Below are 23259 nucleotides of genomic sequence, written 5' to 3' on the forward strand. Positions count from 1 at the left end.
CAGTCAATGAACGGTGGAGTGGTGCCCGGATCAGTGTCCGGGCACCACTCCGATCGGTGAGGAGACAATCCCGTGCTCTACTTCGTGGCGCGCCGTCTGGTCAGCGCGCTCAGTGTCGTGTTGGTCACGCTGATCGCGACCTTCGCGCTGTTCTTCATCGCGCCCACGGACCCAGCCGGCGCGATCTGCGGCGAGCGCAACTGCACCCAGCAGCGCTACAACGAGATCAAGTCGAACCTTCACTTGGACAGGCCGAAGGTTCAGCAGTTCGCGGAGTACACCGCGGGCATCTTCACCGGCCGTGACTTCACCACCTCCGGCGTCACCCAGCACTGCGCCGCGCCGTGCCTGGGCTTCTCGTTCAAGAACGACCGCCCGGTCACCGAGATGCTCAAGTCCCGGTTCCCGGTGACGCTGTCGTTGGTCGCCGGGTACGCCGTCCTGGTCCTCACCATCGGTGTCTTCGTCGGATCGCAGGCGGCGAAGCGACGCGGGACCCTGGGTGACCGTGCGCTGATGACCAGCACGCTGGTGGTCAGCTCGGTGCCCTACTACATCGTGGCGCTGATGATCGCGCTGTACCTGACTATCTTGTATCCGATCCTTCCACGGGGGTCCTGGACTCCACCGACGGAGAGCATCGGGAAGTGGTTCGCCGGCCTGCTCACCCCGTGGCTGGTGCTCGGCATCTACAGCTGCACGTCCTACGCTCGGTACTCCCGTGGATCCATGGTCGAGACACTGAGCGAGGACTACATCCGGACCGCACGGGCCAAGGGCCTGTCCGACCGGGTGGTCACCTACAAGCACGCGCTGCGGTCCGGCCTGATCCCGGTGATCACGATCTTCGGCCTCGATGTCGCGGGCAGCCTGGCCGGCGCCATCTTCACCGAACGGATCTTCGACCTACCCGGTCTCGGCGTCCTGGTGCTGGACAGCTTGAACAGTTACGACCTGCCGGTGATCATGGGCACCGTACTGGTGGCATCTGTCGTCCTGGTCGCGATGAACTTCCTGGTGGACATCGGTTACAGCCTGATCGACCCGCGAGTGAGGCTTACGTGAGCACACCCGCCCCTGAAGACCGGAAGGACACCATGGTCGAGAGCGCAGCTGGCGAGTCGGAGGCGACGGCGGACGAGAAGCGTGGTCCGTCGATCGCCACCCGTGAGCGCCGGCAGGGTTCGATCAACCCCAGTGGCGAGACGCCGTACCTGGTGGTCGAGGACCTGACGGTCAAGTTCCCGACCGCGGACGGTGTGGTCAGCGCCGTGAACGGGCTGAGCTACTCGGTCCCGCTCGGCCGCACGCTGGCGATCGTCGGCGAGTCCGGTTCTGGCAAGTCCGTGTCGAGCATGGCCGTGATGGGTCTGCACGACCGCAAGCGGACCCGGATCACCGGGTCGATCCGGCTCGGCGGCGACGAGATCGTCGGCCTGCCGGAGAACGAACTGATGAAGATCCGCGGCGACGCGGTGGCGATGGTGTTCCAGGACCCGCAGTCCTCGCTGCACCCGCTGTACACGGTCGGCAACCAGATCACCGAGGCCTACCGGGTGCACCACAAGGTGTCCAAGGACACGGCCAAGAAGCGTGCTCTGGAGATGCTCGACCTGGTCGGCATCCCGAACCCGCAGCGCCGGTTCGCGCAGTACCCGCACGAGTTCTCCGGCGGTATGCGGCAGCGCGCGATGATCGCGATGGGTCTGGTCAACGACCCGAAGCTGGTCATCGCCGACGAGCCGACGACCGCGCTGGACGTGACGGTGCAGGCGCAGATCCTGGACCTGCTGAACAACCTGCAGAAGGAGTTCGGCTCCGCGATCGTGCTGATCACCCACGACCTGGGTGTGGTGGCCGAGATGGCCGACGACGTGCTGGTGATGTACGCCGGGCGTTGCGTCGAGTACGGCACCGCTGAGGACGTGCTGGCCAACCCGCGGATGCCCTACACCTGGGGCCTGCTCGAGTCGATCCCGACGGTGTCGGCGGCGAGCGAGCGGCTGCGCCCGATCAAGGGTCTGCCGCCGAGCCTGCTGAACCTGCCCGAAGGCTGTTCCTTCAGCCCGCGCTGTCCGTACCAGGACCGGGTGAAGGGCGAGCGTTGCACCACCGACCTGCCGGAGCTGCTGCCGGTGGACGGAGCCGGTGCCCACACAGCCCGTTGTCACCTGCACGACAAGGCCACGATCTACGCGGCCGAGGTCGCGCCGAGACTGGGCTGACAGGGGCTGAGGAGAGAGATGAGCGACAACACTGTGCGCAAGGTCGACAGCGTTCCGTCCGGCAGCACGGCGAAGGACTCCGGCACGCCGCTGCTGCAGGTCCGGGACCTCAAGATGCACTTCCCGATCAAGGAAGCGGCCGGACTCGGCCGGACCAAGAAGGTCGTCCAGGCCGTCGACGGCGTGAGCTTCGAGCTCAACGCCGGCGGGAGCATGGGCCTGGTCGGCGAGTCCGGCTGTGGCAAGTCGACGACCGGCCGGATGATCACCCGGCTGCTCACCCCGACCGCGGGCGAGATCCTGTTCAAGGGCACGAACATCGCCCACCTGAAGGAGCGGGAGCTGCGCCCGTTCCGGCGGCAGCTGCAGATCGTCTTCCAGGACCCGTACAGCTCGCTGAACCCGCGCCAGACGGTCAGCAACATCATCAGTACGCCGCTGCGCGTGCACAACCTGGTGAAGAAGGGCAAGGAGCTCGAACGAGTCCAGGAACTGCTGGAGCGGGTCGGCCTGAACCCCGAGCACCACAACCGGTACCCGAACGAGTTCTCCGGCGGTCAGCGCCAGCGCATCGGCATCGCCCGGGCGCTCGCGGTGGAGCCGGAGGTGATCATCGCCGACGAGCCGGTGTCCGCGCTGGACGTGTCCATCCAGGCCCAGGTGATGAACCTGCTGGAGGACCTGCGCCGCGACCTCGGCATCGCGTTCGTGTTCATCGCCCACGACCTGGGCGTGGTCCGGCACTTCTGTGACCGGGTCGCGGTGATGTACCTGGGCAAGATCGTCGAGCAGGGCACGCGCGATCAGATCTACGGCGCTCCGCAGCACCCGTACACGCAGGCGCTGCTGTCCGCGGCTCCGGACCTGGGCACCATCCGTGGTGTGCCGCCGAAGGAGCGGATCCGGCTGGTCGGCGACGTACCCTCGCCGATCGACCCGCCGAGCGGCTGCCGGTTCCGGACCCGCTGCTGGAAGGCCGAGGACATCTGCGCGACGCAGGAGCCCCCGCTCGAGCCGAAGCCCCAGTCCACCGCCGGCCACGCCGCGGCGTGCCACTTCGCGGAGCCGAAGGTCGACCTCACCGCCGAGGTCTCAGCCTGAAACCCGTTGCACAGAAGGGCCCTCGCTCCGGCGGGGGCCCTTTCTTCATCCGTGCTTGAGCTCGTCCCGCTCCTGGGCGAACCGGACCGCCTCGAACGCGACCAGCACCGCCAGTAGAGCAGCGAGTACGGCGAGTTGGGCGAGGGCCGGGATCGTCATGACCAGCGGTATGGCGATCAGCACCAGAGCGGCTGTGATGAGGCGGGACACGCTCCACAGGTGCACGGTCCGGCGCTTGAAGCCGACGTGGCCGAGCAGGTAGAGGGCGACGCCGACGAAGAGCGCGTAGAGACCGACACCCTTCAACGGGTCGTCCAGGTGATGGTGCTCGGTGTCGCCGACGTACTCCAGCACCTTCTTGAGACCGAGGGCGAGCAGGACGATGCCGATCACCATCGGGAGGTGCAGGAACGTGTACGCGTCGCGGGCCAGCTTCGGCCGGGTCTCGGGTGGCTCGTTCTCCAAGGCACGTTCGCCGTACCGCACGGTCGCGTCGAAGTAGATCCACCAGAGCGCGGCGGACACCGCCAGGCCGAGCAGGGACGCGATCAGGATCGGCCAGGAGATCGGCAGGTCGGTGACGCCGACGCCGATCGCGACGATCGACTCGCCGAGCGCGATGATCACGATGAGCCCGTGCCGCTCCGCGAAGTGCGCCGCCGACCGGAACCGCCAACCGCGCGCGTCGATCAGGTAGGTGCCCCCGTAGTCCGCTGCCAGAGCCGCTGCCCACAGCAACGTCTGGGTCCTCCCGTCGTACTGCGAGGCGATCAGCAGCAGCGCCGTGGCGGCGAGCATCGACGGCGCGAATCGGAGCAGCGTACGTCGCAGGACCGGGTCGCCGTCCGCGATCAGCCAGAACAGGACCAGGTGCAGCGCGCGGAAGGCGAAGTACGCGCAGGCGATGACCACCGGGCCGGGCAGACCGCCGGGCAGGTCGTCGAAGGCCTCGGGAATCGCGAGGGCGATCAGGAACATCGCGGCCATCGACAGCAGCAGTACGCCGGCGACCGAGCCCTCGTCCGCCTTGACGAGATTGCACAGCCAGGAGAAGCCGATCCAGCTCCACCAGAGCAGCCCGACCAGGAGGATCCCGCGGAGCAGTCCGTGCCAGGTCAGGTCGTGCGCCATCAGCGCCGTGATCTGCGTCAGCGCGAAGACGAAGACGAGATCGAAGAACAGTTCCAGCGTGGTGACTGACTGGTCCGCACTGGTCTCCAACGCCCGGATGGACCTCCTGGATGCCGCCATGGCGCACATCCTGCCATTCGGTCCGTGCCGTTTCCCTCGATCGCTGACTGGAACGGTGGGCTCCCGCTGGTCAGGGTCAGGAGGGAGCCCACCGGGTCGCTAGGCGCGGCCGTGCGCCTGCCGGCTGCGACGGCTGAGCGAGTCGATGGTGACAGCGATCAGAAGCACCGCGGCAGTCACGATGTAGCGGACGCTGGAGTCAAGGCTGAGCAGGGCGAGACCGTTCGAGATCGACATGATCACCAGAGCTCCGAGCAGAGCGGAGTACGCCGATCCGCGGCCACCGAAGAGGCTCGTGCCGCCGATGACGGCGGCGGCGATCGCGTTCAGGTTGGTGTCGGTGCCGCCGCTGCTCTGACCCACCGCGACCAGCCGGGCCGCCGCGAGGATGCCGCCGACGGCGGCGAAGGTCGAGCAGGCCGCGAAGACTGACAGGTAGATCATCCGGACGTTGATACCTGCCCGCCGGGCGGCCTCGACGTTGCCGCCGACCGCGAACACCGAGCGGCCCCAGCGGGTCCGCCGTACGACGAGATCGGTGCCGACCACCAGCGCGAGGAAGAGCAGGAACATCGACGAGACGCCGCGATCGCCGTTCAGCACGACGACCGGGACGACCAGCCCCACGGCCAGGGCGCCTGCTTTGATGGCGATGACCGAGGTGGGGGCGGCCGACAGCCCGGCAGCCGCGCGGGCGCCTCGGCCGCGCAGCCGGGTCAGCACGTACAGCGCGACCACCACCACGATCAGTCCGTACGCGACAGCGGGGGAGAGGAAGCTGCGCGCGGCGAATCCGACCAGCGCGGAGTCGTACGGCAGGTTGAGCGTGCCCTCCTTGCCGAGCACAAGCAGTTGGAGACCGAGGAAGCCGAGCAGACCGGCCAGGGTGATCACGAAGCTCGGTACGCCGAACCGGGTGTAGAGCGCGCCGTAGAACAACCCGATCACGAGCCCGAGGGCGATGCTGACCAGGAGCGACAGCACCCAGGGCCAGTTCAGGTTGACGAACGTGACGCCGAGGACGGCCGCGGACAGGCCGCTGACCGAGCCGACGGACAGGTCGATCTCGCCGAGCAGCAGGACCAGCACGATGCCCAGCGCGATGACGCCGACCGAGGTCGTCTGCAGGGTGAGGTTCACCAGGTTGCGGCTGGACAGGAACGAGCCGTTCGCGATCTGGAAGACCGCCCAGATGATGATCAGGCCGACCGCCACCGGGACCGAGCCGAGGTCACCCGAGCGGAGCCGGGCGGTGAACGCCGAGACGGCGCCCCTGATGCCGTGACTGGCGATCAGCCGCTCGTCCTGCAGGTCGGCGGGCAGTTGGTCGGTGCCGTTGGTGGACGAGGTGCCGGGGCGCGGCGTGTCCTGCGGCCGGATCTCTGATCCGTGCAACGTCATGATGCCGAGCCCTCCTGCTGTGTCCGGCGCGCGGCGCGCTCGGAGACGGCGTTGTCCGTCGCGCCGGTGATGGCGGCGATGATGTCCTGCGTCCTGGTCTCGCTGACCACGAAGACGCCGTTGTTCCGGCCGAGCCGCAGTACGGCGACCCGGTCCGCGACCGCCATCACGTCGGCCATGTTGTGGCTGATCAGGATCACGGCCAGGCCGCGTTCGCGCAGCCGCTCGACCAGGTTCAGCACCTCGGCCGTCTGGGCCACGCCGAGAGCCGCGGTGGGCTCGTCCAGCATCACGACCTTCGGCTGGCCGAGCAGGCTGCGCGCGATCGCGACGGTCTGCCGCTGGCCGCCGGACAGACTGGCGACCGGGATCCGGACCGACGGGATCTTCGCGGACAGCTGCCGGAGCAGTTCCCACGACGACCGCTCCATCTCGACCTCGTCGAGCACCCGGCCCCGGCGCAGTTCCCGGCCGAGGTACAGGTTCGCGACCACGTCGAGGTTGTCGCACAGGGCCAGGTCCTGGAACACCGTGGCGATGCCGAGTTGCTGCGCCTCGGCCGGGCTGCCGACCCGCACCTCCCGCCCGTCGAACACCATCGTGCCGTCGTCGGCGGTGTAGACGCCGGCGATCGTCTTCACCAGCGTCGACTTGCCGGCGCCGTTGTCGCCGACCAGGGCCAGCACCTCACCGGTCCGGACGTCCAGCTCGATGTTCTTCAGGGCCTGGACCGCGCCGAAGCGTTTGGAGACGCCCCGCAGCGTCAGCACCGTACCGGTGCCGACGGGGACAGGTGTGGGGGTGACAGTCACTCGATCAGCCTCCTGGGCTTTGCGTTCAGGCCATGATCGCGGCGATCCGTCCGCCGGGACAGACCCGGCGTTGCCCCGCACCTCACTGCGGGGCAACGCCGAAGGGCGGGTCAGTTGCTGGTCAGGCCGGCCGCGGTGCAGGCGGCGGCGAACGACGCGGTGCAGATGTCGCTCACCTTGTAGATGTTGTCCTTGACCACGGTGTCCTTGATGTTGGCCTTGGTCACCGCGACCGGGTCGAGGATCGTCGAGGGGATGCCGCTCTTCTCGGTGGTCGACTCGGGCTTGCTGCCGTTCGCCAGCGCCAGCGCGCCCTTCGCGGCGGCCTCGGCCTGCGGCTTGACCGCCTTGTAGATCGTCATCGCCTGGTCGCCGGCGACGATCCGCTGGATCGCGGCCAGTTCGGAGTCCTGCCCGGTGACCGGCGGCAGCGGGGTGACGCCGCCACCCTTCAGCGCGGCGATCGCGCCGCCCGCCGTACCGTCGTTGGCGGCGTACACACCGACCAGGCCGTTCTTGATCGCGCTCAGTTGGCCTTCCATCCAGGCCTGCGCCTTGTCCGGGCTCCAGTCCGGGGTGTCGAACTCGGCGGCGATCTTGAAGCCGCTGCCGTCCAGCACGCTGTGCGCGCCCTTCTTGAAGTCGGCCGCGTTCGGGTCGGTCGGCGCGCCGTTGATCATGGCCAGGTTGCCGGAGGTCTTGCCGGCCGACTTGAGGGTGTCGACCAGGGTCTGGGCCTGCAGCTTGCCGACCGCCTCGTTCTCGAACGACACGTAGTAGTCGGCGTTCTCGATGAATCGGTCGTACGCGACCACGGGGACGCTCTGGCTCTTCGCGGAGGCGACGACCGCGGCGGCGGCCTTGCCGTCGACCGGGTCGAGCACGAGCACGTTCGCGCCCTGGGTCAGCGCCGCCTCGGCCTGCTGTTGCTGCTTGGCCGCGTCCTGGTCGGCGTTGCTGTAGATCAGTTCGCAGTCGGCGCAGGCGGCCTTCAGCGCCTCGGTGAACAGCGGCCGGTCGAGCGCCTCGTAGCGGGTCGTCTTCGACTCCGGCAGCAGCAGCGCGATCTTCTTGGCGCCGCCCGAACCGGAGTCACCGTCGTCGGAGCCACAGGCGACGAGGGAGACGGCGAGGGCCGAGACGGCGAGGCCGAGGCCGACGAGACGGGATGCTGACACGGACATATGGCGGCTCCTTGACGTGAAGGCCCGGGTAGGCCTGACGGAAGTCAAGCTCTCGGCAGCCTTGACGTCAAGACTTGAATTCAAGAAATAGACATATTCCTGTGACGCGACCGTTTCACAGGCAGGCGGAAGCCCCGTCGTACTCCGAGTGGCGCGGTGGTGTCAGGAGATGCTGAGCGACTTGGTGGCCTGCGCGTGGCTGAGCACGGAGGCCAGGTGGATGGCGCCGATGATGTCGGCCTCGTCGCCGAGTTCGGCGCGTCGCAGATCCACGGTCGCGGCGGCGCTGGGGATCGCGCAGCGGTCGAGAGCTTCGCGGAGCGGGTGCAGGATCAGGTCGCCGGCCTCCGCCATCAGGCCGCCGACCACGATCACCTCGGGGTTGAACAGGTTCACCAGTCCGGCCACCGCGACACCGACCCTGCGGCCGGCATCCTCGATCACCCGGCGGCAGCCGAGGTCGTCCTGCAGGGCCCGGCTGATGATGTCCTTCAGCCGGAGCGGGCCGTGCGACGCCGCAAGGCTGCTGATCAGGGCGCGGGATCCGACGAACGTGTCCAGGCAGCCCCGGTTGCCGCAGCGGCAGATCGGGCCGTTCTCGTCGATGGTGACGTGACCGATCTCGCCCGCCGTACCGGCTGAGCCGCGGAACACCTCGCCGCCCAGCACGATGCCGGCGCCGACACCGTAGGAAAACTTGAGGTAGCAGCCGTGCCGGACGCCGCGGAGCGCGCCGTTGCGCAGCTCGCCGAGGGCGGCCAGGTTGGCGGTGTTGTCGAGCGCGACCGGCGCCCGCAGGTGGCCGGCCATCGCCTCGGCAACGTTCACGCCGCGCCATCCGGGCAGGACCGCGTCGGACCCCGCCTCGCCGCTGACCGAGTCGACCGGCGCGGGCAGGCCGAAGCCGATTGCGCTGATGTCCTCGACGCCGGAGCTGACGGTTTCGGCGAGGTCGGCGAGCAGCCGGGCGGCGCGCTCCATCCCGTCGTCGGCGACGTGGTCGGCCTGCAGCGGCATCAACTGCTGGGCGAGGATCTCGCGGGACTCGTTCGCGATCGCGACCCGGACGTCGCGCTCGCCGAAGGCGACTCCGGCGAGCAGGCCGCCGCCCGACGCGAGTGAGACCAGGACCGCGCGGCGGCCATTGCGGATGCTGCGGGACAGGCCGACCATGCCGGCCTGGTCCAGTTCGCGGACCATGTTCGACACGGTGGCGGCCGACAGCCCGGAGGCGGTGGCGATCTCGACCTGGGTCAGGGGGCCGTGTTGCCGGACGACTCCCAGAACGCGTTCGCGGTTGGCTTCGCGCAGCGAAGCCTGCGACCCAGGTGCGGGGCGGGTTGCGTTCATTACATAAACATAACGGATCGCGAGGTGTACCCGGCCCTGTACCGGCCGTAAACCGCCAACATCACATCTGTCCTCGCCGTCACTACCCCACGTTCGCCGTTCACCGGCGACATTAATGCACGCCTGCCCGCCGCCTACAGGAGACACTCCACCCAGCGTCGGGGGCGTACCGAAGAACGGGTAGTGGTCTGCCCTTCACGCCCCATCCCCGCTCGTGGCGAGGCCGCGGTGCCGCCGGATGGCCGCTGCGGGCGGACTACTACCCGTTCTTCGGTACATCGTGCGTTAGGAGGTCAGGGCGAGGGTCAGCAGAGCGACCGGGAGGGCCAGTTCGACAGTGGCGCCGAGTACGTCGCCGGTGGTGCCGCCGAGGGCGGTGTGGGCGCGGCGGGTGGTGGCGAACGCGGTGGCTACGGCCAGCAGGACTGCGGCTGCGGTGCCTGCGAGACGGAGGACGTCGGGCGCGGTGGTCAGCCAGGTGAGGATCAGGGCACCGGCCAGTACGACGGCTGTGGCCGCGGCTGCTGTTAGGGGGCGGACTGTGGCGGCGACTACTGCGCCGAGGCCGTCTGGGCGGGCTGCGGGGGCTGTGGTGCGACAGGACCACGGGAGAGTCAGGCGACTGGCTGTGGTGGCGATCAGGGCTGCCTGCCAGCCGAAGCCGGCCTGGATGCAGGTGGTGAGGGCCGCGACGTCGACCAGGAGTACGCCGATGATGCTGACGACTCCGAATGGCCCGATGTCGCTCTGCTTCATGATCCGGAGCATGGTCTCGCGGTCGCGCCGGCTGCCGAGGGCATCCGCGAAATCCGCCAAGCCGTCGAGGTGTAGTGCGCCGGACAGGCCTGCCACCACGAGCACGGCAAGCACGGCGGTGAGCAGATCCGCATCCGGCCGCACCAGTTGAACGAGCGCCACCACGCCGGCGGCGATCGCGCCGACCATCAAGCCGACGGCAGGCGCGAGCACCATCGCCCGCCCAGCGACCGGACGGTCCACCGTCGACGGCATCGGAGCAGGAAGCACCGACAACGTGCCCAGACTCAACCAAGCCCCGTCCAACCACCCACCGCGGCCCCGGTCGGCCGACCCACCGCCGGGAGGGATCGCCGAACCACCGCCGGGAGGGATCGCCGAGCCACCGCCGGGAGGGATCGCCGAGTCACCGCCGGGAGGGATCGCCGAGTCACCGCCGGGAGGGATCGCCGAGTCACCGCCGGGAGGGATCGCCGAGTCACCGCCGGGAGGTTTGGCCGTGCCGCCGCTGGAAGAGTGGGCCGGGCCAGGGCTGGCAGGGTTGGCTGAGCTGTTGGACTGGTTCTCGTGCTCTGTCATGTCAGGGGGAGGGTTCGGCCGGCGATGGTCCAGAGGACTTGGTCGGAGGCTAGGGAGATGGTGGTGTTGAGGCGGCCCATCAGGTCGCGGAAGAGGCGGGTGCCGGCATCGGCGGGGACCACGCCGGAGCCGATGTCGTTGCTGACGGCAACCACGACCCGGGACGTGCCCGACCAGGCGCCGGCGAGCTCCGCGATGCGTTGGTCGACCAGGTCCGAGCGACTCAGATCCGACCAGACATCGAGGGAGTCCATGGTGCGGGAGAGCCACAGCGTCAGGCAGTCGATCAGCATCGGCGGCCCGGACGACTCCAGCAGCGGGACCAGATCGATCGTCTCCGCCAGACCCCAACTGGCTGGGCGCCGGGCCTGATGCTTGGCGACCCGCTCCGCCCATTCCGCGTCACCGGAGTCGTCGCCGCCGGTCGCGACGTACAACACGTCGGGCTCCGAGGCCAGGCGGCGTTCGGCGGCGACCGACTTGCCGGACCGCGCCCCGCCGAGGATCAACGTGCGCTGCTCAGCCATCCGCCCTCCCGGAGTCGAACACCACTGGTACGTCGAAGGCCGCCTTCCGTGCCGTACGGCGGAAGGCATTCAGCACCGGCCGCCCGACGAGCAGCACCAGGACCGCGCTGAGGATCCCGCGCGGAATGTCCCAGCCCAACGACGTCGCCACCACGAACAAGAAGTACCGATGCAGGTTCCCCGCCAGCGCGTCGCCCGGGATGAACGAGAAGTCGCTGCCGAAGGTCGCGTACGGCCAGAACCACAGGTTCATCACCACGCCGTACAGCACGCCGGAGACCATCGAGTACGCCGCCAGCAGCAGCAACTCCAGCCGTCCACCCGCCCGTGGCAACAGCCCGGCCAGGCACCCCACCCACGCGCACGCGAACATCTGGAACGGCATCCACGGCCCGACCCCGCCACTGATCAACGCCCCACCCAGAAGCGACACAGCCCCCAGCACGAACCCGAACCCTGCCCCGAACGCCCGCCCGGCCAGCACCAGCAGGAAGAACCCCGGCTCCAGCCCCGCAGTACCAGGACCCAGCGCCCGCAGCGCGGCGCCGACGGCCGCCAGCATGCCGAGCAGTGAGATCACCTTCGCGTCGATCCCCGACTCGGACAACTCCGCGAGTACGACGGCCACCAGCAACGGCAGCAGTAGGACGAAGAGCCACGGAGCGTCGGTGGTGTGGCCGATCGCGGACGCACCCACCTGATCCGTGTGCAAGAACAACGGCCAACCGAAGGCCAGCAGACCGGCCAACGAAGCGACCATGAGAGCCGCCGTACTGCGAGGCTTCAGCCGGACGAGATTCACGACGCACGGTCCAATGCGGTGGCGACCTCGCCGACGGTCAGGAACGGCAACGGGGCAAGGATCTTCGCCACCTGCGGCGCGAACGCCGGCGACCCGGCGATCACCTCCGCGGTCTCGCCGTCACTCACCAACTCGCCCTCAGCGAGCACCAGAACCCGGCTGGCGACCTCGGCGACCATCTCCACGTCATGCGTCGACAGCACCACCGCATGTCCAGCAGCCGCGAGCTCACGCAGGATCTCCACGAGCCGCCGCTTGGCGCCGTAGTCCAGCCCACGCGTCGGCTCGTCCAGCAGCAGGAGCGGCGGAGCGCCACACAGTACGACGGCCAACGCCAGACACAGCCGCTGTCCCTCGGACAGGTCCCGCGGATGCATCCGGTCGTCAATGTCGGGCGCCAGCCGGTTCAGTAGCGCTCGGCACCTACCGGACGGCACTCTGAAGTCGGAGTCGGCGCTGGCGCACTCTTCGGCGACCGTGGCGGCGTACAGCAGGTCCGCAGGCTCCTGCGGCACCAGTCCGACCGCCTTCACGAGCTTGTCAGGCTTGGTACGGCGTGGGTCCGCGCCGCCGGCGACCGCCGTACCGGATCGGGCTGGCACGATGCCGACCAGGGCGTTCAGGAGCGTCGACTTGCCGGCGCCGTTGCGGCCCATCAGAGCGACGATCTCGCCTGCCTTGATGCTCAGGGACACTCCACGCAGCGCCATGACGCTGCCGTAGCCGGCGACGAGGTCGGTGCATCGCGCGAGCTCGGAGCCGAGTGACGCGTTGGGTCTGACCGGCGCAGCCGAGTCCAACCGGCTGCGCAACGCGACTGCAGCCCGCCGGGCGTCCCTGACCGACAGTGGCAGGGGAGACCAGCCAGCCAGTCGTCCGAGCTCCACCACAGGCGGTGCGACCGGCGCGGTCACCATCTGGTCCGCCGGCAGCCCGGTCGACACAGCAGCCGAACCACCGGGTACTTCGATCACGCGATCGGCGTACTGGATGACACGCTCGAGCCGGTGCTCGGCCATCACCACAGTGACGCTCAGGTCGTGCACGAGCCGCTGCAGCGCGGCCAGCACCTCCTCCGCCGCCTGTGGATCCAGAGCGGACGTCGGCTCGTCCAGAACGAGCACAGCCGGGTGAGAGGTGAGGGCCGCGCCGATAGCGGTCCGCTGTCGCTGTCCGCCGGACAGCGACGTCAGCGCACGATCGCGTACGTCGGCCAGTCCCAGCAGGTCGAGCGTCTCCTCGACCCGGCGCCGCATGACGTCCGGCGCGACTCCGAGTGACTCCATGCTGTACGCGAGTTCGTCCTCCACTGTGTCGGTGACGAACCCGGCCATCGGGTCCTGCCCGACCATGCCGACGACATCGGCCAGGTCGCGGGGCCGGAACTCGCGGGTGTCCCGCCCGTCGATCAGGACCCGCCCGGACAGCGTGCCACCGGTGAAATGTGGCACCAGCCCGTTGATTGCCCTCAGCAACGTTGACTTGCCGGAACCGGTCCGGCCGATGACGAGCGCCAGTTCGCCCTCGGGCACGGTGAAACTCACGTCCCGCAGGGCCGGTTGCGCGGCGCCGTCGTAGGTGACCGTCACCCGGTCGAACTCGATCATGAGACCGCCCGCCTCACCACTGGCGGCGCGGCCAGTGCAGGAGCCAGGCCCACGAGGATGCCGAGAATCGGCAGCAGCGGAGCAGGTGGAATCACCATCGGTCCCGGCAGCACCAGACCGGTCACGCCACGCGCCGCTGCGGTCACCATGGCCGCGGCGGCGACCGCACCGGCGCCGACGACCAGCCACTCGGGGAGAGCCCACGGATCGGGCCGGTACCGCGTCCGCGACACCCGCTGCCGCCCGACCGCCATCGCACCGACGGCCATCAGCAGACCGACGCCGAGAGCGGACGCAGCGAACGGAAACGCCATGGAGTCGGTGAGGAGCGCGTAGACACCGAGCAGGATGCCCAGCAGACCCAGCAGCACGCACAGTCCGGTCAGGCGGCGCTGCTGCTGAGGGACCTGCGCCGTACGGCCGTAGCCGCGGGAGTCCATCGCGGCCGCGAGCTCCACGGACCTGTCCAACGCACCTTCCAGTACCGGCATGGCCGTCGTACGGAAGGAACCTCGGGTGCGGCCGCGCAGGCGACGGGCGGCGCGGATGCGGCGGGAGTCCGTCACCAGTTGGGGTGCGAAGGTCAACGCCACCACGCAAGCCACGCCCATCTCGTAGAGGGCTCCAGGCAACGACTTCAGCAGTCGCCGCGGACTGGCCAGTGCGTTGGCGGCACCAATGCAGCACAGCATGACCGCCAACTGGAGGCCGTCGTACAGGGCGGTGATCAACGCCTCGGCGGTGACCTCGCCGCCGAGCTTGACCCCGCTGGCCCAGTCCGGCAACGGGATCTGGGGCAGCGTGAACAGCACTGTGTTGCCCTGCGAGCGGGTAGACAGCAGCGCTTGCAGGACTACTCGGAGACCGATGACCACCAGCCCGAGCTTGAGGAAGGCGGCGTAGCTGTGGGCCCAGGGAGCGTCGCTCCGGCGGGCCGCCACGACGAAACCGGTCACTGCGAGGATCAGCAGGAGCAGCACCGGGTTCCGCGTCCTGCTGGCGGCCACGGCCATCCCCAGGGCCCACAGCCACCATGCCCCCGGGTGCAGGGCCCGGGGGAGCGTCAGGTGATGGACAGTACGCACTACTGACTCGAGGAGCGCCGGCGGCTGAGGACCAGACCGCCGCCTGCCAGTACGAGGACGACCACCGCGGCGATGATGATGCCGGTCCACGGTGCACCGTCGTCGGACGAGGACGAGTTCGAGGTGGTCGGTGCGGGAGCGGCGGTGGAGCCGACCGCGGCACCGATCTCCAGGGTCACTGGGGTATCCGTGGCCGGCACCTTGATGTTCTTCACCTGGTCGCCGCAGCCCTTGGACGGGTACCCGTCGATCCCGCAGGTCAGGCCCTTCTCGATCCGGACCGGGCCGACCGCGGCCAGGACCTTCGCCCCGGTCGCCTTCGGATCCGTCACCACGCAGGTGCCGGTGGCGGGCTTCGGCGTCTCACCGCTGAGCGCGTCCTCCGGCGTACCCGGGTCGACCACCAGGGCCACCCGCTTCTTCCCGGTCTCGGCCGGGGTCTTGCCGCAGATCGCCTCGAAGTCACCGGCCGCGCGCGGCATCCGGGGCGCCGCGCCGCCGACGGCGAACCGCCAGCCCTCCACGGCTCCATCGGTCGGTACGACGACGTCCGCGCCCTTCTGGGCGAAGGCCCACTTGCCCGCCGTCCACTGGTAGTAACCCCAGAAGCGGTAGCCGTCCTCGGCCTGTGCCGTGGTGGCGACGGTCCCCGCCAGCAGGAGACCCGCCAGCAGGCTGAGGACCAGTCGTAGCGTCCGTTGTGCAGTCATCTGATTGTCCTCGGTCGGGCCGTGGCCCGATGGAGGAGGTCCCGCCTGCGCAGGCAGGGTAGGGGCTCCACCCGCGGACCACGGCGGGTAGCTGAGCCTGTCTGCCTGCGTCACAGTGTTCCGGCTCGCCACCTGAGGTGGCCTACGGTTGCGGGTCAGCGCCGGACTTGGACCGGCTTCCCTGTGACGCAGGCGTTTGGTTCGGTCCGAAGCCTACTCCGGCGCCGCGAGACTCATCGGGCCGTAGACCTCACGGCCGTCCTCCAGCAGGTAGACCTGCCCGACGCCACGCTCGGACAGGTCCCGCCAGGTCTCACCCAGCCAGCTCTCCGCGTCGCCCTGCGCGGAGAAGTCGGCCCCGCCGACCTCACCGGGGTCGACCAGGGCGCCGCTCGCGGTCTCGAACCGCCAGCTCCAGCTCACGAGCCCGGCCGGGTCTGCGGCGCGTTCTGCACGGTCTTGGCCGGGTCACGCTCGACGATGCCGCCCAGGACCTCGTCGATCCGCTTGAGCAGGCCGTCCTCGAGCTTCACACCGGACGCCTTCACGTTCTCGACCACCTGCTCGGGCCGGGAGGCGCCGACGATGGCCGACGAGACGTTCGGGTTCTGCAGCACCCACGCCACGGCCAGCTGGGACAGCGACAGGCCGGCCTCGCCGGCGAGCGGCTTCAGCTCCTGCACCCGGGTGAGCACGTCGTCGTTGAGGAAACGCCGGATCATGTTCGCGCCGCCCTTGTCGTCGGTGGCCCGGGAGCCCTCCGGCGGCTGCTGGCCCGGCACGTACTTGCCGGTCAGCACACCCTGCGCGATCGGGGAGAACACGACCTGGCCGATGCCCAGCTCCTCCGACGCCGGCACGACCTCGGCCTCGATCACTCGCCAGAGCATGCTGTACTGCGGCTGGTTCGAGACGAACGGGATGCGCAGCTCACGGGCCAGCCGGTGGCCCTCCTGCAGCTGCTCGGCGGTCCACTCGGACACACCGATATAGAGCGCCTTGCCGGAGCGGACGACGTCGGCGAAGGCCTCCATCGTCTCCTCCAGCGGCGTCTCGGTGTCGTACCGGTGCGCCTGGTAGAGGTCGACGTAGTCGGTCTTGAGCCGCTTCAGCGACCCGTTGATCGACTCGTGGATGTGCTTGCGGGACAGGCCGGTGTCGTTCGGTCCGCCCGGGCCGGTCGGCCAGTAGACCTTCGTGAAGATCTCCAGCGACTCGCGCCGCTGACCCTCCAGCGCCTCGCCGAGAACCGACTCGGCCTTGGTGTTGGCGTACACGTCGGCCGTGTCGAACGTGGTGATGCCGGCCTCCAGGGCCGCCCGCACACACGCCTTCGCCTGTTCGTTCTCCACCTGGGAGCCGTGCGTGAGCCAGTTCCCGTACGAGATCTCGCTGACCTTCAAACCACTGTTGCCGAGATAGCGGAAGTCCATACCCCCGACCCTACTGGGCCCGGATCAGCTCGGCTTCTCGCCGCGCTTCACCATCGGCTTGGGCAGCCGCCAGCGGCGCATCTGCATGGTCCGCCGGACCGCGTAGAACCCGATGCCCTTGGTCGGCTCCTTCGGGAACTTCGCCGTGACCGCCTTCCGCAGGCCGGCCGAGAGCAGGAACCAGTCCAGCGCGATCAGCACGATCATCACCAGGAAGAGCAGGTTGACGATGCCGGCCAGCCAGGGGAACTGCGCCGAGAACACCACGCCGACCAGGGACACCACCAGGAGCACCGGCAGCGCGAACTCCATCACCGAGTAGCGGGCGTCCACGTAGTCCCGGGCGAACCGCCGGACCGGCCCCTTGTCGGCGGCCGGCAGGTACCGGTCGTCGCCGGTACGCATCGCGTCCTGCATCTTGGCCCGCTCGGTCCGGACCTTCTCCCGCCGGTACGCCGACGCCTCCTTGCGGTTGCGCGGCTTGCGCAGCGCGGCCTTGCGGGCCGCCTCCGCCTCCTTGCGGGTCGGGGTGGGGCGTCCCTTCCCGCCCGGCTTGCCCTGGGGCTCGGCGGGTACGGTGGTATCTGTCTCAGACTTGGTACGACGGAACACGGGGTCTGAACCTCATTCGGCAGGGCAGGTCGCGACTCGGGGTGGTCCCCGGACCTGACACCCACTTTATCGGGGCCGGTCCTGATGGTGTGGTGACCCGTGGGGACATAGGGTGGACAAGGCACGCCGGGTCGTCACGCCGGCACAGAAGGGGTACGGATATCGATGAGCATCTTCAGGCGGATGTCGACGATCTTCAAGGCCAAGGCGAATTCCGCCCTGGACAAGGCCGAGGATCCTCGCGAAACCCTTGACTACTCGTATCAGAAGCAGCTGGAGCTGCTGCAGAAGGTGCGGCGAGGCGTGGCCGACGTGGCCACCAGCCGCAAGCGGGTGGAGCTGCAGGCCTCCCAGCTGCAGTCCCAGTCCAGCAAGCTCCAGGACCAGGCGCAGAAGGCGCTCTCGATGGGCCGCGAGGACCTGGCCCGGGAGGCCCTGACCCGCAAGTCCGGACTGCAGGGCCAGATCGACGATCTGCAGACCCAGCACGCCCAGTTGCAGGGTGAGGAGGAGAAGCTGACGCTCGCCTCCCAGCGTCTGCAGGCCAAGGTCGAGTCGTTCCGGACCCGCAAGGAGACCATCAAGGCCACCTATACCGCGGCCGAGGCGCAGACCCGGATCAACGAGGCGTTCTCGGGCATCTCCGAGGAGATGAGCGACGTCGGTCTGGCGGTCCAGCGGGCCGAGGACAAGACCCAGCAGATGCAGGCCCGGGCCGGCGCGATCGACGAGCTGCTCGCCTCCGGCGCGCTCGACGACGCCAGCGGTACGGCGAAGGACAACATCACGCTGGAGCTGGAGCGGATGTCGTCCGGCTCCGACGTGGAGAGCGAGCTGGCCGCGATGAAGGCGCAGCTCTCCGGCGGCAGTGCGCCCAAGGAGCTGTCCGGCGACACGCCAGGTCCGGCCCAGGCGCAGGCGCCTGCCCAGCAGCCGGCGCAGCAGCCGGCCGCCGAGCCGGCCCGGCCGCAGGACGGTGACGTTCGATGATCGTTCGCATCATGGGCGAAGGTCAGTGGCGACTGGCCGACGAGAAGCTGGACCAGCTGAACGCGGTCGACACCGATCTGGAGAAGGCTGTCTCCGCCGGTGACGAGGCGGGCTTCAAGACCGCCTTCGCCGCGCTGCTGGAGTTCGTCCGGGCCGGCGACAAGCTGCCGGACGACGAGCTGCACGACTCCGACGCGATCCTGCCGCCCGGCGACAGCACGCTGGGCGAGATGCGCGAGCTGATCAGCGGTGACGGCCTGATCGCCGGCTGAACACACTGCCGGCGATCGCCGTCCCGACCCGGCGGCCGATCACCCGCTGTAGTTGACACGAGACCCCCTGAGCCTGGAAAACAGGCTCCGGGGGTCTTCGTCTGAGTGCTGGATTTCGCACGGGTAAACACTCGCCCCGGGTACTGTCCGACCAGGCGTTCCCGTAGTACTCTCTGGGTCAATGCCGTTGTGGGGGCGGCATTTCATCGAGGTCCGTGACGGGGTGTGGGTTGGTCACGGGCATCGCTTTTCACCTGTGGGGGGTGACTGTGCGTGACTGAATTTGTCATGTCGGAGGGGTTGGCCGATTCGGCTGATCTACGGCCGGCGCCGTCGGGGGAGCGTCGTCGGCCGGTCTGGGTGGTACCGGACGAGATTCCGGCGATCGTGCCGCTGTCGGCCCGGTTCACCGAGGCGCGTTGGGTGGGGAGGTACCGCCGGGCCGCGCTCGCGGCCGACCTGGCCGCGGCTGTGACCGGTGGCACGCTCGCCCTGGTGGCCCGTTTCGGGGCCCAGATCAACCTTGGCTACATCCTGGTCGGCGCGCTGCTGCCGATCGCCTGGCTGGCCTGTGTGGCGCTGCAGCGGGGCTACGAGACCCGGTACTTCGGCACCGGGCCGGAGGAGTTCCGCTCGATCATCCGGGCCGCGGTCGCACTGACCGCCCTGGTCGCCATCACGTCGTACGCGACCAAGAGCGAGGTCGCTCGTGGTTTCGTCATCCTGGCGGTGCCGATGACGTGCCTGGCGGCGATGTTCGGCCGGTGGGTGCTGCACCGCAGCATCTCCTGGCGGCGGTTCGCCGGGCGGTGCATGCGCCGGGTGCTCGTTGTCGGACGCAACGACCAGGTGACCACGCTGCGGCGGCACCTGGAGGAGCGGCCGGCCGACGGCTACATCGTGGTCGCGACCTGCCTGCCGCGTGGTGACGCGTTCGAGGAACCTGCACCCGAACGGCTGGGCCGGACCGAGATGGACATCCTGGCCGCGGTCGACCAGTACGACGTCGAGGTCGTGGCAGTGGCCGCGGATCCTGAGCTGGCGGGGTACACGCTGCGGAAGCTGTCGTGGGCGCTCGAACAGCGCGGTGTCGAACTGATCGTGTCGCCGGGCATCGTCGAGGTGGCCGGCCCGCGGATCTCGATCCGACCGGTCGCCGGACTCTCGCTGCTGCACCTGGAGCGACCTTCGGTCAGCGGCGGCCCGCACCTGCTGAAGACCATCTTCGACCGGGTGCTGGGCTGTCTGCTGCTGCTGGCGGTCTCGCCGATCCTGATCGTGACCGCGGTCATGGTGAAGGCGACCAGCCGGGGGCCGGTGCTGTTCCGGCAGACCCGGGTCGGCCGCGGCGGTGAGCAGTTCTCGATGCTGAAGTTCCGCACGATGGTGGCCGACGCCGAGGAACGCAAGGCCGAACTGCAGAAGCTGAACGAGGGCAACGGGGTGTTGTTCAAGCTCCGTGACGATCCACGCGTGACCAGGGTCGGCAAGTACCTGCGCCGGTTCTCGATCGACGAGCTGCCGCAACTGGTGAACGTGCTCCGGGGGGACATGTCACTGGTCGGCCCACGGCCGCCGCTGCCTGCCGAGGTCGCGAAGTACCAGATCGACGACGCGCGGCGGATGCTCGTGAAGCCAGGCCTGACCGGTCTGTGGCAGGTCAGCGGTCGCAGCGATCTGACCTGGGAGGAGTCCATGCGGCTCGACCTGCGGTACGCCGACAACTGGTCGATCGCGCTGGACCTGCTGATCTTGTGGAAGACCGCCCGCGCCGTCCTGGGAAGCGACGGCGCCTACTGAACCCGCCTGGCCATCTGCCGGCCGGGCGAGTCGACGCACCACTACGTCGGGGGACGTCAGAACACGCGGTGCATTCCCGAGGGGGGAATTCATGATGCAACAACTCAGTGCCGAGCCCGGTACTGATCAGGAAACGGCCGACGACGCTGTCGTCGTCCGGTCCGAGGCCGCGACCCTGGTGATCCAGGCCGCGTCCGGGGACCAGGGCGCCTGGAGCCGGTTGGTCGACCACTATGCGCGGCTGGTCTGGGCCGTGACCCGCAGCTTCCGGCTCAGCGACAGCGATGCCGCGGACGTGTCCCAGATGGTCTGGCTGCGGTTGCTCGAGCACATCCACCGCGTCGACCCCGAGCGGGTCGGCGCGTGGCTGGTCGTCACCACCCGCCGGGAATGCCTGCGGGTGCTGGCGTTCCGCAAGCGGGTCCTGCTCACCTACGAGTCGGCCGCGTTCGAGGGGGTGCCCGGCGACCTGCCGGAGCTGGACGCGGATCTACTCGCCGACGAGCGGGCGGTCGACGTACGGCGGGCTCTGGAGAGCCTGCCGGACCGGTGGCAACAACTGCTCGGCATGCTGATGGCCGACCCGCCCGCGCCGTACGCGGAGATCTCGGCGACGATCGGAATCCCGATCGGCAGCATCGGCCCGATCCGCGGCCGGTGCCTGGAGAAACTCAGACTGCTGCTTGCCTCCTGAAGCAGGAGCCTGTATCCGGCGGCTGGTCCGGATCCGTCTGATCAGAGCATGATCCAGGCGGTCCGGACCGGCCGTTGTGTGCTGCCCGGCCAGTGGAGCAGGAAGCTGACCAGCCGGGCCGCGGTCGGTCCGTCGTCGGCACCGCGGGACTCGACCATCACCGGTCCGGACGGGGAGACCCGCAGTTCGACGGTCAGGTCGGTCTGTCCGTGGACGTCGACGTCCAGGGTGATGCCGTACCCGGCGAACCGCAGCCGCCGTACGTCGCCGCTGTCCGGGGCGTCGACGAGGCTGTCGAAGACCACGTCGAGGACGTCGAGATCCCGCTCGTGCCGCCCGAACGCGGCGTAGCCGACCGAGCGGAGCAGTGCGATCTGCTCGCCGGCGGCACGCTCAGGAGGCCCGATCACCGTGCTCAGCGCTCCCCTTGCACCTTGATCACGCTGTCCCGGTCCTGCCCGTACGGCGCGCCTTGCCAGGCGGCCCAGTTCACCCGGCTGCCCTGCTCGTGCACGACGAAGTTCCACGGACCGGCGTAGGTGTTGTTGAAGAACCGGTTGCCCTGGTGGAACGTGATCTCGTCCTGCACGGTCGCCTTCTGGTACGGCGACCAGGTCGGGAACGTGCCCCAGTTGGAGAACAAGCCGTTGAAGCCACACCCGTTGCCGAACGCGCAGGTCTGCCGGATCTTGTCCGGGTCGAGGCTGAAGACGTTGTCGTGCACCCGCACGTTCTGCGTCTTCCACCGGCAGTCGCCGACGTACGGCGGACTTGGAGCAGTTTTGTTCTTCGCGTCCCGGATGAAGGTCTCGCTACAGGTCTTGGGCGTGACCACCGACGGGTTGACCAGCGTGCCCGAGCCGGTGCTGGTGTTGGCCGGCGACCCGGCGAACCGGTCGGCGTTCTCCCACAGCACGACGCCGGACCAGTTGTCGGTGAAGACGTTCCCACTGATCTCGAAGGTCTTGTTGTAGACGCCCGTCACCCGCGAATCGCTGCCGGACTCGGAGATGTACACCGCCGGGGTCGGGAAGCCCTTGTTCTGCAGGCCTTTGTCGAGACCGTTGCGGACGAAGGTGTTGCCCCGGATGCCGGCGTTGTAGCTGGTCTCGTAGACGATGCCCTCGGCATGGTTGTCGGAGATGTAGTTGCCCTCGATCTCGAACCCGGTGTTGTTGGTGTCGGCCCACAACCCCGCGCTGAGGTTGTCGTGCACCCAGTTGCCGCGCACCACCGCGCCGGTGACCTCCCAGAACTTGCCGCCGCCGGTGCAGCCGCAACCCTTCTTGAGCGTCTCCCAGTCGTCGGTGTTGTTGCCGGCGATCTCGTTCTTCTCGATGGTGATGCCCTTGACCTTGCCCGGGTTGTAGGCGTTGAAGCCGTACTGGCCGTTGTTCTGCAGACAGTTGCCACGGACAACGTTGTGGTCGCCGACCATCAGTCCGGCGCCGGCGTTCAGCCGGATCGTGTTGGCCTGGATCGTCCAGCGCGAGCCGGCGTCGTGGTTCACCACGCCCTCGTCGTTGTTGGTCCGGGGTGCGCCGAAGTTCTGGATGGTCAGGTTCTTCACCTGGACGCCGGTGGCATACCCGGTGAAGGCGTACCGGTTGCTCTTCCCGCCGTCGAGGACCGCGCCGGGCGCGCCGATGTAGACGTTGCCGTCCTTCGGGATCACCTGGGCGTACGGCCCGGTCCCGACCCGGTGCGTGCCCGGCGACAGCCAGAACGTCGTACCGGCCGGATGCGAGGTGGTGACCTCGTTGAGGTTCTGGCTCGTGCCGACGACGACCGCACCGGACGGAGCCTTGGCCGGACCGGCCAGGGCCTTCTCGTTCCCGCAGACTCGCGCGGGCGGCGCTGTCGGTGCGGTGACGTTGGTTTCCGTGGCCGCAGGTGAAGCGGAGGGGGTGGACTGAGCCTTCGATCGCGCGTCGCCGTCGAGGACGGTGATCCCGACCGCGACGAGCGCGGCGACCACGACCGACGTCGCGGCGATGAGGAACGGCGGGCGGCGGTACCACGCGTGTCCCGTAGACGGGTCGCGTTGTTCCATGGCGTTTCCTTCGGG

General features: G+C 69.0%; 23 protein-coding genes and 1 riboswitch. Of the genes, 7 read left to right on the forward strand and 16 right to left on the reverse strand.

Features of this window, described 5'->3' with window-relative positions; translation table 11 throughout:
* The first annotated feature begins 72 nt into the window (after positions 1–72).
* Genes ACGFH6_RS13495 through ACGFH6_RS13505 form a run of 3 tightly spaced genes read left to right on the forward strand, consistent with a single transcriptional unit; the run spans position 73 to position 3326 of the window.
* Complete coding sequence (locus ACGFH6_RS13495; RefSeq protein WP_393383395.1) at positions 73–1065, forward strand: ABC transporter permease; 993 nt, start codon at positions 73–75, stop codon at positions 1063–1065.
* A complete protein-coding gene (locus ACGFH6_RS13500; RefSeq protein ID WP_393383397.1) occupies positions 1062–2225 on the forward strand; it encodes an ABC transporter ATP-binding protein in 1164 nt (387 codons plus the stop codon). The genes ACGFH6_RS13495 and ACGFH6_RS13500 overlap by 4 nt, the downstream gene beginning before the upstream one ends.
* An 18-nt stretch (positions 2226–2243) precedes the next feature.
* Positions 2244–3326: an ABC transporter ATP-binding protein gene (locus tag ACGFH6_RS13505; protein ID WP_393383399.1), complete on the forward strand. Its 1083-nt coding sequence runs from the start codon at positions 2244–2246 to the stop codon at positions 3324–3326.
* Between the two features lie 45 nt (positions 3327–3371).
* Here the strand turns inward: ACGFH6_RS13505 and ACGFH6_RS13510 are convergent, their stop codons facing one another.
* From ACGFH6_RS13510 to ACGFH6_RS13575, 14 genes are all read right to left on the reverse strand, one after another.
* On the reverse strand, positions 3372–4577 hold the full coding sequence (locus tag ACGFH6_RS13510; RefSeq protein ID WP_393383401.1) for a low temperature requirement protein A: 1206 nt from the start codon (positions 4575–4577) through the stop codon (positions 3372–3374).
* A 99-nt stretch (positions 4578–4676) separates the two neighbouring features.
* Positions 4677–5978 carry a sugar ABC transporter permease gene (locus ACGFH6_RS13515; protein WP_393383403.1) on the reverse strand — a complete coding sequence of 434 codons (1302 nt, stop codon included), beginning with the start codon at positions 5976–5978 and terminating at the stop codon, positions 4677–4679.
* Positions 5975–6790, reverse strand: coding sequence for an ATP-binding cassette domain-containing protein (locus tag ACGFH6_RS13520; protein WP_360447650.1), 816 nt, complete (start codon positions 6788–6790; stop codon positions 5975–5977). Before ACGFH6_RS13520 ends, ACGFH6_RS13515 begins: the two co-directional genes overlap by 4 nt.
* A 110-nt stretch (positions 6791–6900) precedes the next feature.
* On the reverse strand, positions 6901–7974 hold the full coding sequence (locus tag ACGFH6_RS13525; protein ID WP_393383405.1) for a substrate-binding domain-containing protein: 1074 nt from the start codon (positions 7972–7974) through the stop codon (positions 6901–6903).
* 162 nt (positions 7975–8136) lie between these two features.
* On the reverse strand, positions 8137–9324 hold the full coding sequence (locus ACGFH6_RS13530) for an ROK family protein (protein ID WP_393383407.1): 1188 nt from the start codon (positions 9322–9324) through the stop codon (positions 8137–8139).
* Positions 9325–9609: 285 nt separating this feature from the next.
* Positions 9610–10335: an adenosylcobinamide-GDP ribazoletransferase gene (locus ACGFH6_RS13535; protein ID WP_393383409.1), complete on the reverse strand. Its 726-nt coding sequence runs from the start codon at positions 10333–10335 to the stop codon at positions 9610–9612.
* A gap of 320 nt (positions 10336–10655) precedes the next feature.
* Complete coding sequence (locus ACGFH6_RS13540) at positions 10656–11186, reverse strand: bifunctional adenosylcobinamide kinase/adenosylcobinamide-phosphate guanylyltransferase (RefSeq protein WP_393383411.1); 531 nt, start codon at positions 11184–11186, stop codon at positions 10656–10658.
* Positions 11179–11946, reverse strand: a complete 768-nt coding sequence (locus ACGFH6_RS13545) for an ECF transporter S component (protein WP_393383413.1) — start codon at positions 11944–11946, stop codon at positions 11179–11181. The genes ACGFH6_RS13540 and ACGFH6_RS13545 overlap by 8 nt, the downstream gene beginning before the upstream one ends.
* A gap of 38 nt (positions 11947–11984) precedes the next feature.
* Positions 11985–13595: an ABC transporter ATP-binding protein gene (locus ACGFH6_RS13550; RefSeq protein WP_393383415.1), complete on the reverse strand. Its 1611-nt coding sequence runs from the start codon at positions 13593–13595 to the stop codon at positions 11985–11987.
* Positions 13592–14680: an energy-coupling factor transporter transmembrane component T gene (locus ACGFH6_RS13555; RefSeq protein ID WP_393383417.1), complete on the reverse strand. Its 1089-nt coding sequence runs from the start codon at positions 14678–14680 to the stop codon at positions 13592–13594. Before ACGFH6_RS13555 ends, ACGFH6_RS13550 begins: the two co-directional genes overlap by 4 nt.
* Positions 14680–15390, reverse strand: a complete 711-nt coding sequence (locus ACGFH6_RS13560; protein WP_393383419.1) for an SCO2322 family protein — start codon at positions 15388–15390, stop codon at positions 14680–14682. Before ACGFH6_RS13560 ends, ACGFH6_RS13555 begins: the two co-directional genes overlap by 1 nt.
* Positions 15391–15505: 115 nt before the next feature.
* A riboswitch (cobalamin riboswitch) is annotated at positions 15506–15571 on the reverse strand.
* A gap of 32 nt (positions 15572–15603) precedes the next feature.
* A complete protein-coding gene (locus ACGFH6_RS13565; protein ID WP_360456095.1) occupies positions 15604–15813 on the reverse strand; it encodes a hypothetical protein in 210 nt (69 codons plus the stop codon).
* Positions 15810–16823 carry an aldo/keto reductase family protein gene (locus ACGFH6_RS13570; protein WP_393383421.1) on the reverse strand — a complete coding sequence of 338 codons (1014 nt, stop codon included), beginning with the start codon at positions 16821–16823 and terminating at the stop codon, positions 15810–15812. Before ACGFH6_RS13570 ends, ACGFH6_RS13565 begins: the two co-directional genes overlap by 4 nt.
* A gap of 24 nt (positions 16824–16847) precedes the next feature.
* Complete coding sequence (locus ACGFH6_RS13575) at positions 16848–17435, reverse strand: DUF3043 domain-containing protein (protein ID WP_393383424.1); 588 nt, start codon at positions 17433–17435, stop codon at positions 16848–16850.
* A 165-nt stretch (positions 17436–17600) separates the two neighbouring features.
* Here ACGFH6_RS13575 and ACGFH6_RS13580 point away from each other — a divergent pair, with 165 nt between their 5' ends.
* The 4 genes from ACGFH6_RS13580 (at position 17601) to ACGFH6_RS13595 (ending at position 21191) form a co-directional block, all read left to right on the forward strand.
* Positions 17601–18425, forward strand: a complete 825-nt coding sequence (locus ACGFH6_RS13580) for a PspA/IM30 family protein (protein WP_393383425.1) — start codon at positions 17601–17603, stop codon at positions 18423–18425.
* Positions 18422–18697 (forward strand): hypothetical protein, encoded by a 276-nt coding sequence (locus ACGFH6_RS13585; RefSeq protein ID WP_393383427.1) that lies wholly within the window; start codon positions 18422–18424, stop codon positions 18695–18697. Before ACGFH6_RS13580 ends, ACGFH6_RS13585 begins: the two co-directional genes overlap by 4 nt.
* Positions 18698–18970: 273 nt before the next feature.
* Complete coding sequence (locus ACGFH6_RS13590) at positions 18971–20497, forward strand: sugar transferase (RefSeq protein ID WP_393383429.1); 1527 nt, start codon at positions 18971–18973, stop codon at positions 20495–20497.
* 91 nt (positions 20498–20588) lie between these two features.
* Positions 20589–21191, forward strand: coding sequence for an RNA polymerase sigma factor (locus ACGFH6_RS13595; RefSeq protein ID WP_393383431.1), 603 nt, complete (start codon positions 20589–20591; stop codon positions 21189–21191).
* 41 nt (positions 21192–21232) lie between these two features.
* Here ACGFH6_RS13595 and ACGFH6_RS13600 read toward each other — a convergent pair whose 3' ends face one another.
* Complete coding sequence (locus tag ACGFH6_RS13600; protein WP_393383433.1) at positions 21233–21601, reverse strand: hypothetical protein; 369 nt, start codon at positions 21599–21601, stop codon at positions 21233–21235.
* A 5-nt stretch (positions 21602–21606) separates the two neighbouring features.
* On the reverse strand, positions 21607–23244 hold the full coding sequence (locus ACGFH6_RS13605; protein WP_393383435.1) for a right-handed parallel beta-helix repeat-containing protein: 1638 nt from the start codon (positions 23242–23244) through the stop codon (positions 21607–21609).
* Between the last annotated feature and the right edge of the window lie 15 nt (positions 23245–23259).

This window comes from Kribbella sp. NPDC049227 (assembly GCF_043197265.1).
Taxonomy (GTDB): Bacteria; Actinomycetota; Actinomycetes; order Propionibacteriales; family Kribbellaceae; genus Kribbella.

Coding starts and splice junctions, on each gene's coding strand:
- ACGFH6_RS13525 (WP_393383405.1), bottom strand. CDS start 7,974: ATGTCCGTGTCAGCATCCCGTCTCGTCGGCCTCGGCCTCGCCGTCTCG.
- ACGFH6_RS13540 (WP_393383411.1), bottom strand. CDS start 11,186: ATGGCTGAGCAGCGCACGTTGATCCTCGGCGGGGCGCGGTCCGGCAAG.
- ACGFH6_RS13545 (WP_393383413.1), bottom strand. CDS start 11,946: ATGGTCGCTTCGTTGGCCGGTCTGCTGGCCTTCGGTTGGCCGTTGTTC.
- ACGFH6_RS13550 (WP_393383415.1), bottom strand. CDS start 13,595: ATGATCGAGTTCGACCGGGTGACGGTCACCTACGACGGCGCCGCGCAA.
- ACGFH6_RS13510 (WP_393383401.1), bottom strand. CDS start 4,577: ATGGCGGCATCCAGGAGGTCCATCCGGGCGTTGGAGACCAGTGCGGAC.
- ACGFH6_RS13605 (WP_393383435.1), bottom strand. CDS start 23,244: ATGGAACAACGCGACCCGTCTACGGGACACGCGTGGTACCGCCGCCCG.
- ACGFH6_RS13570 (WP_393383421.1), bottom strand. CDS start 16,823: ATGGACTTCCGCTATCTCGGCAACAGTGGTTTGAAGGTCAGCGAGATC.
- ACGFH6_RS13515 (WP_393383403.1), bottom strand. CDS start 5,978: ATGACGTTGCACGGATCAGAGATCCGGCCGCAGGACACGCCGCGCCCC.
- ACGFH6_RS13580 (WP_393383425.1), top strand. CDS start 17,601: ATGAGCATCTTCAGGCGGATGTCGACGATCTTCAAGGCCAAGGCGAAT.
- ACGFH6_RS13585 (WP_393383427.1), top strand. CDS start 18,422: ATGATCGTTCGCATCATGGGCGAAGGTCAGTGGCGACTGGCCGACGAG.
- ACGFH6_RS13505 (WP_393383399.1), top strand. CDS start 2,244: ATGAGCGACAACACTGTGCGCAAGGTCGACAGCGTTCCGTCCGGCAGC.
- ACGFH6_RS13595 (WP_393383431.1), top strand. CDS start 20,589: ATGATGCAACAACTCAGTGCCGAGCCCGGTACTGATCAGGAAACGGCC.
- ACGFH6_RS13530 (WP_393383407.1), bottom strand. CDS start 9,324: ATGAACGCAACCCGCCCCGCACCTGGGTCGCAGGCTTCGCTGCGCGAA.
- ACGFH6_RS13560 (WP_393383419.1), bottom strand. CDS start 15,390: ATGACTGCACAACGGACGCTACGACTGGTCCTCAGCCTGCTGGCGGGT.
- ACGFH6_RS13535 (WP_393383409.1), bottom strand. CDS start 10,335: ATGCCGTCGACGGTGGACCGTCCGGTCGCTGGGCGGGCGATGGTGCTC.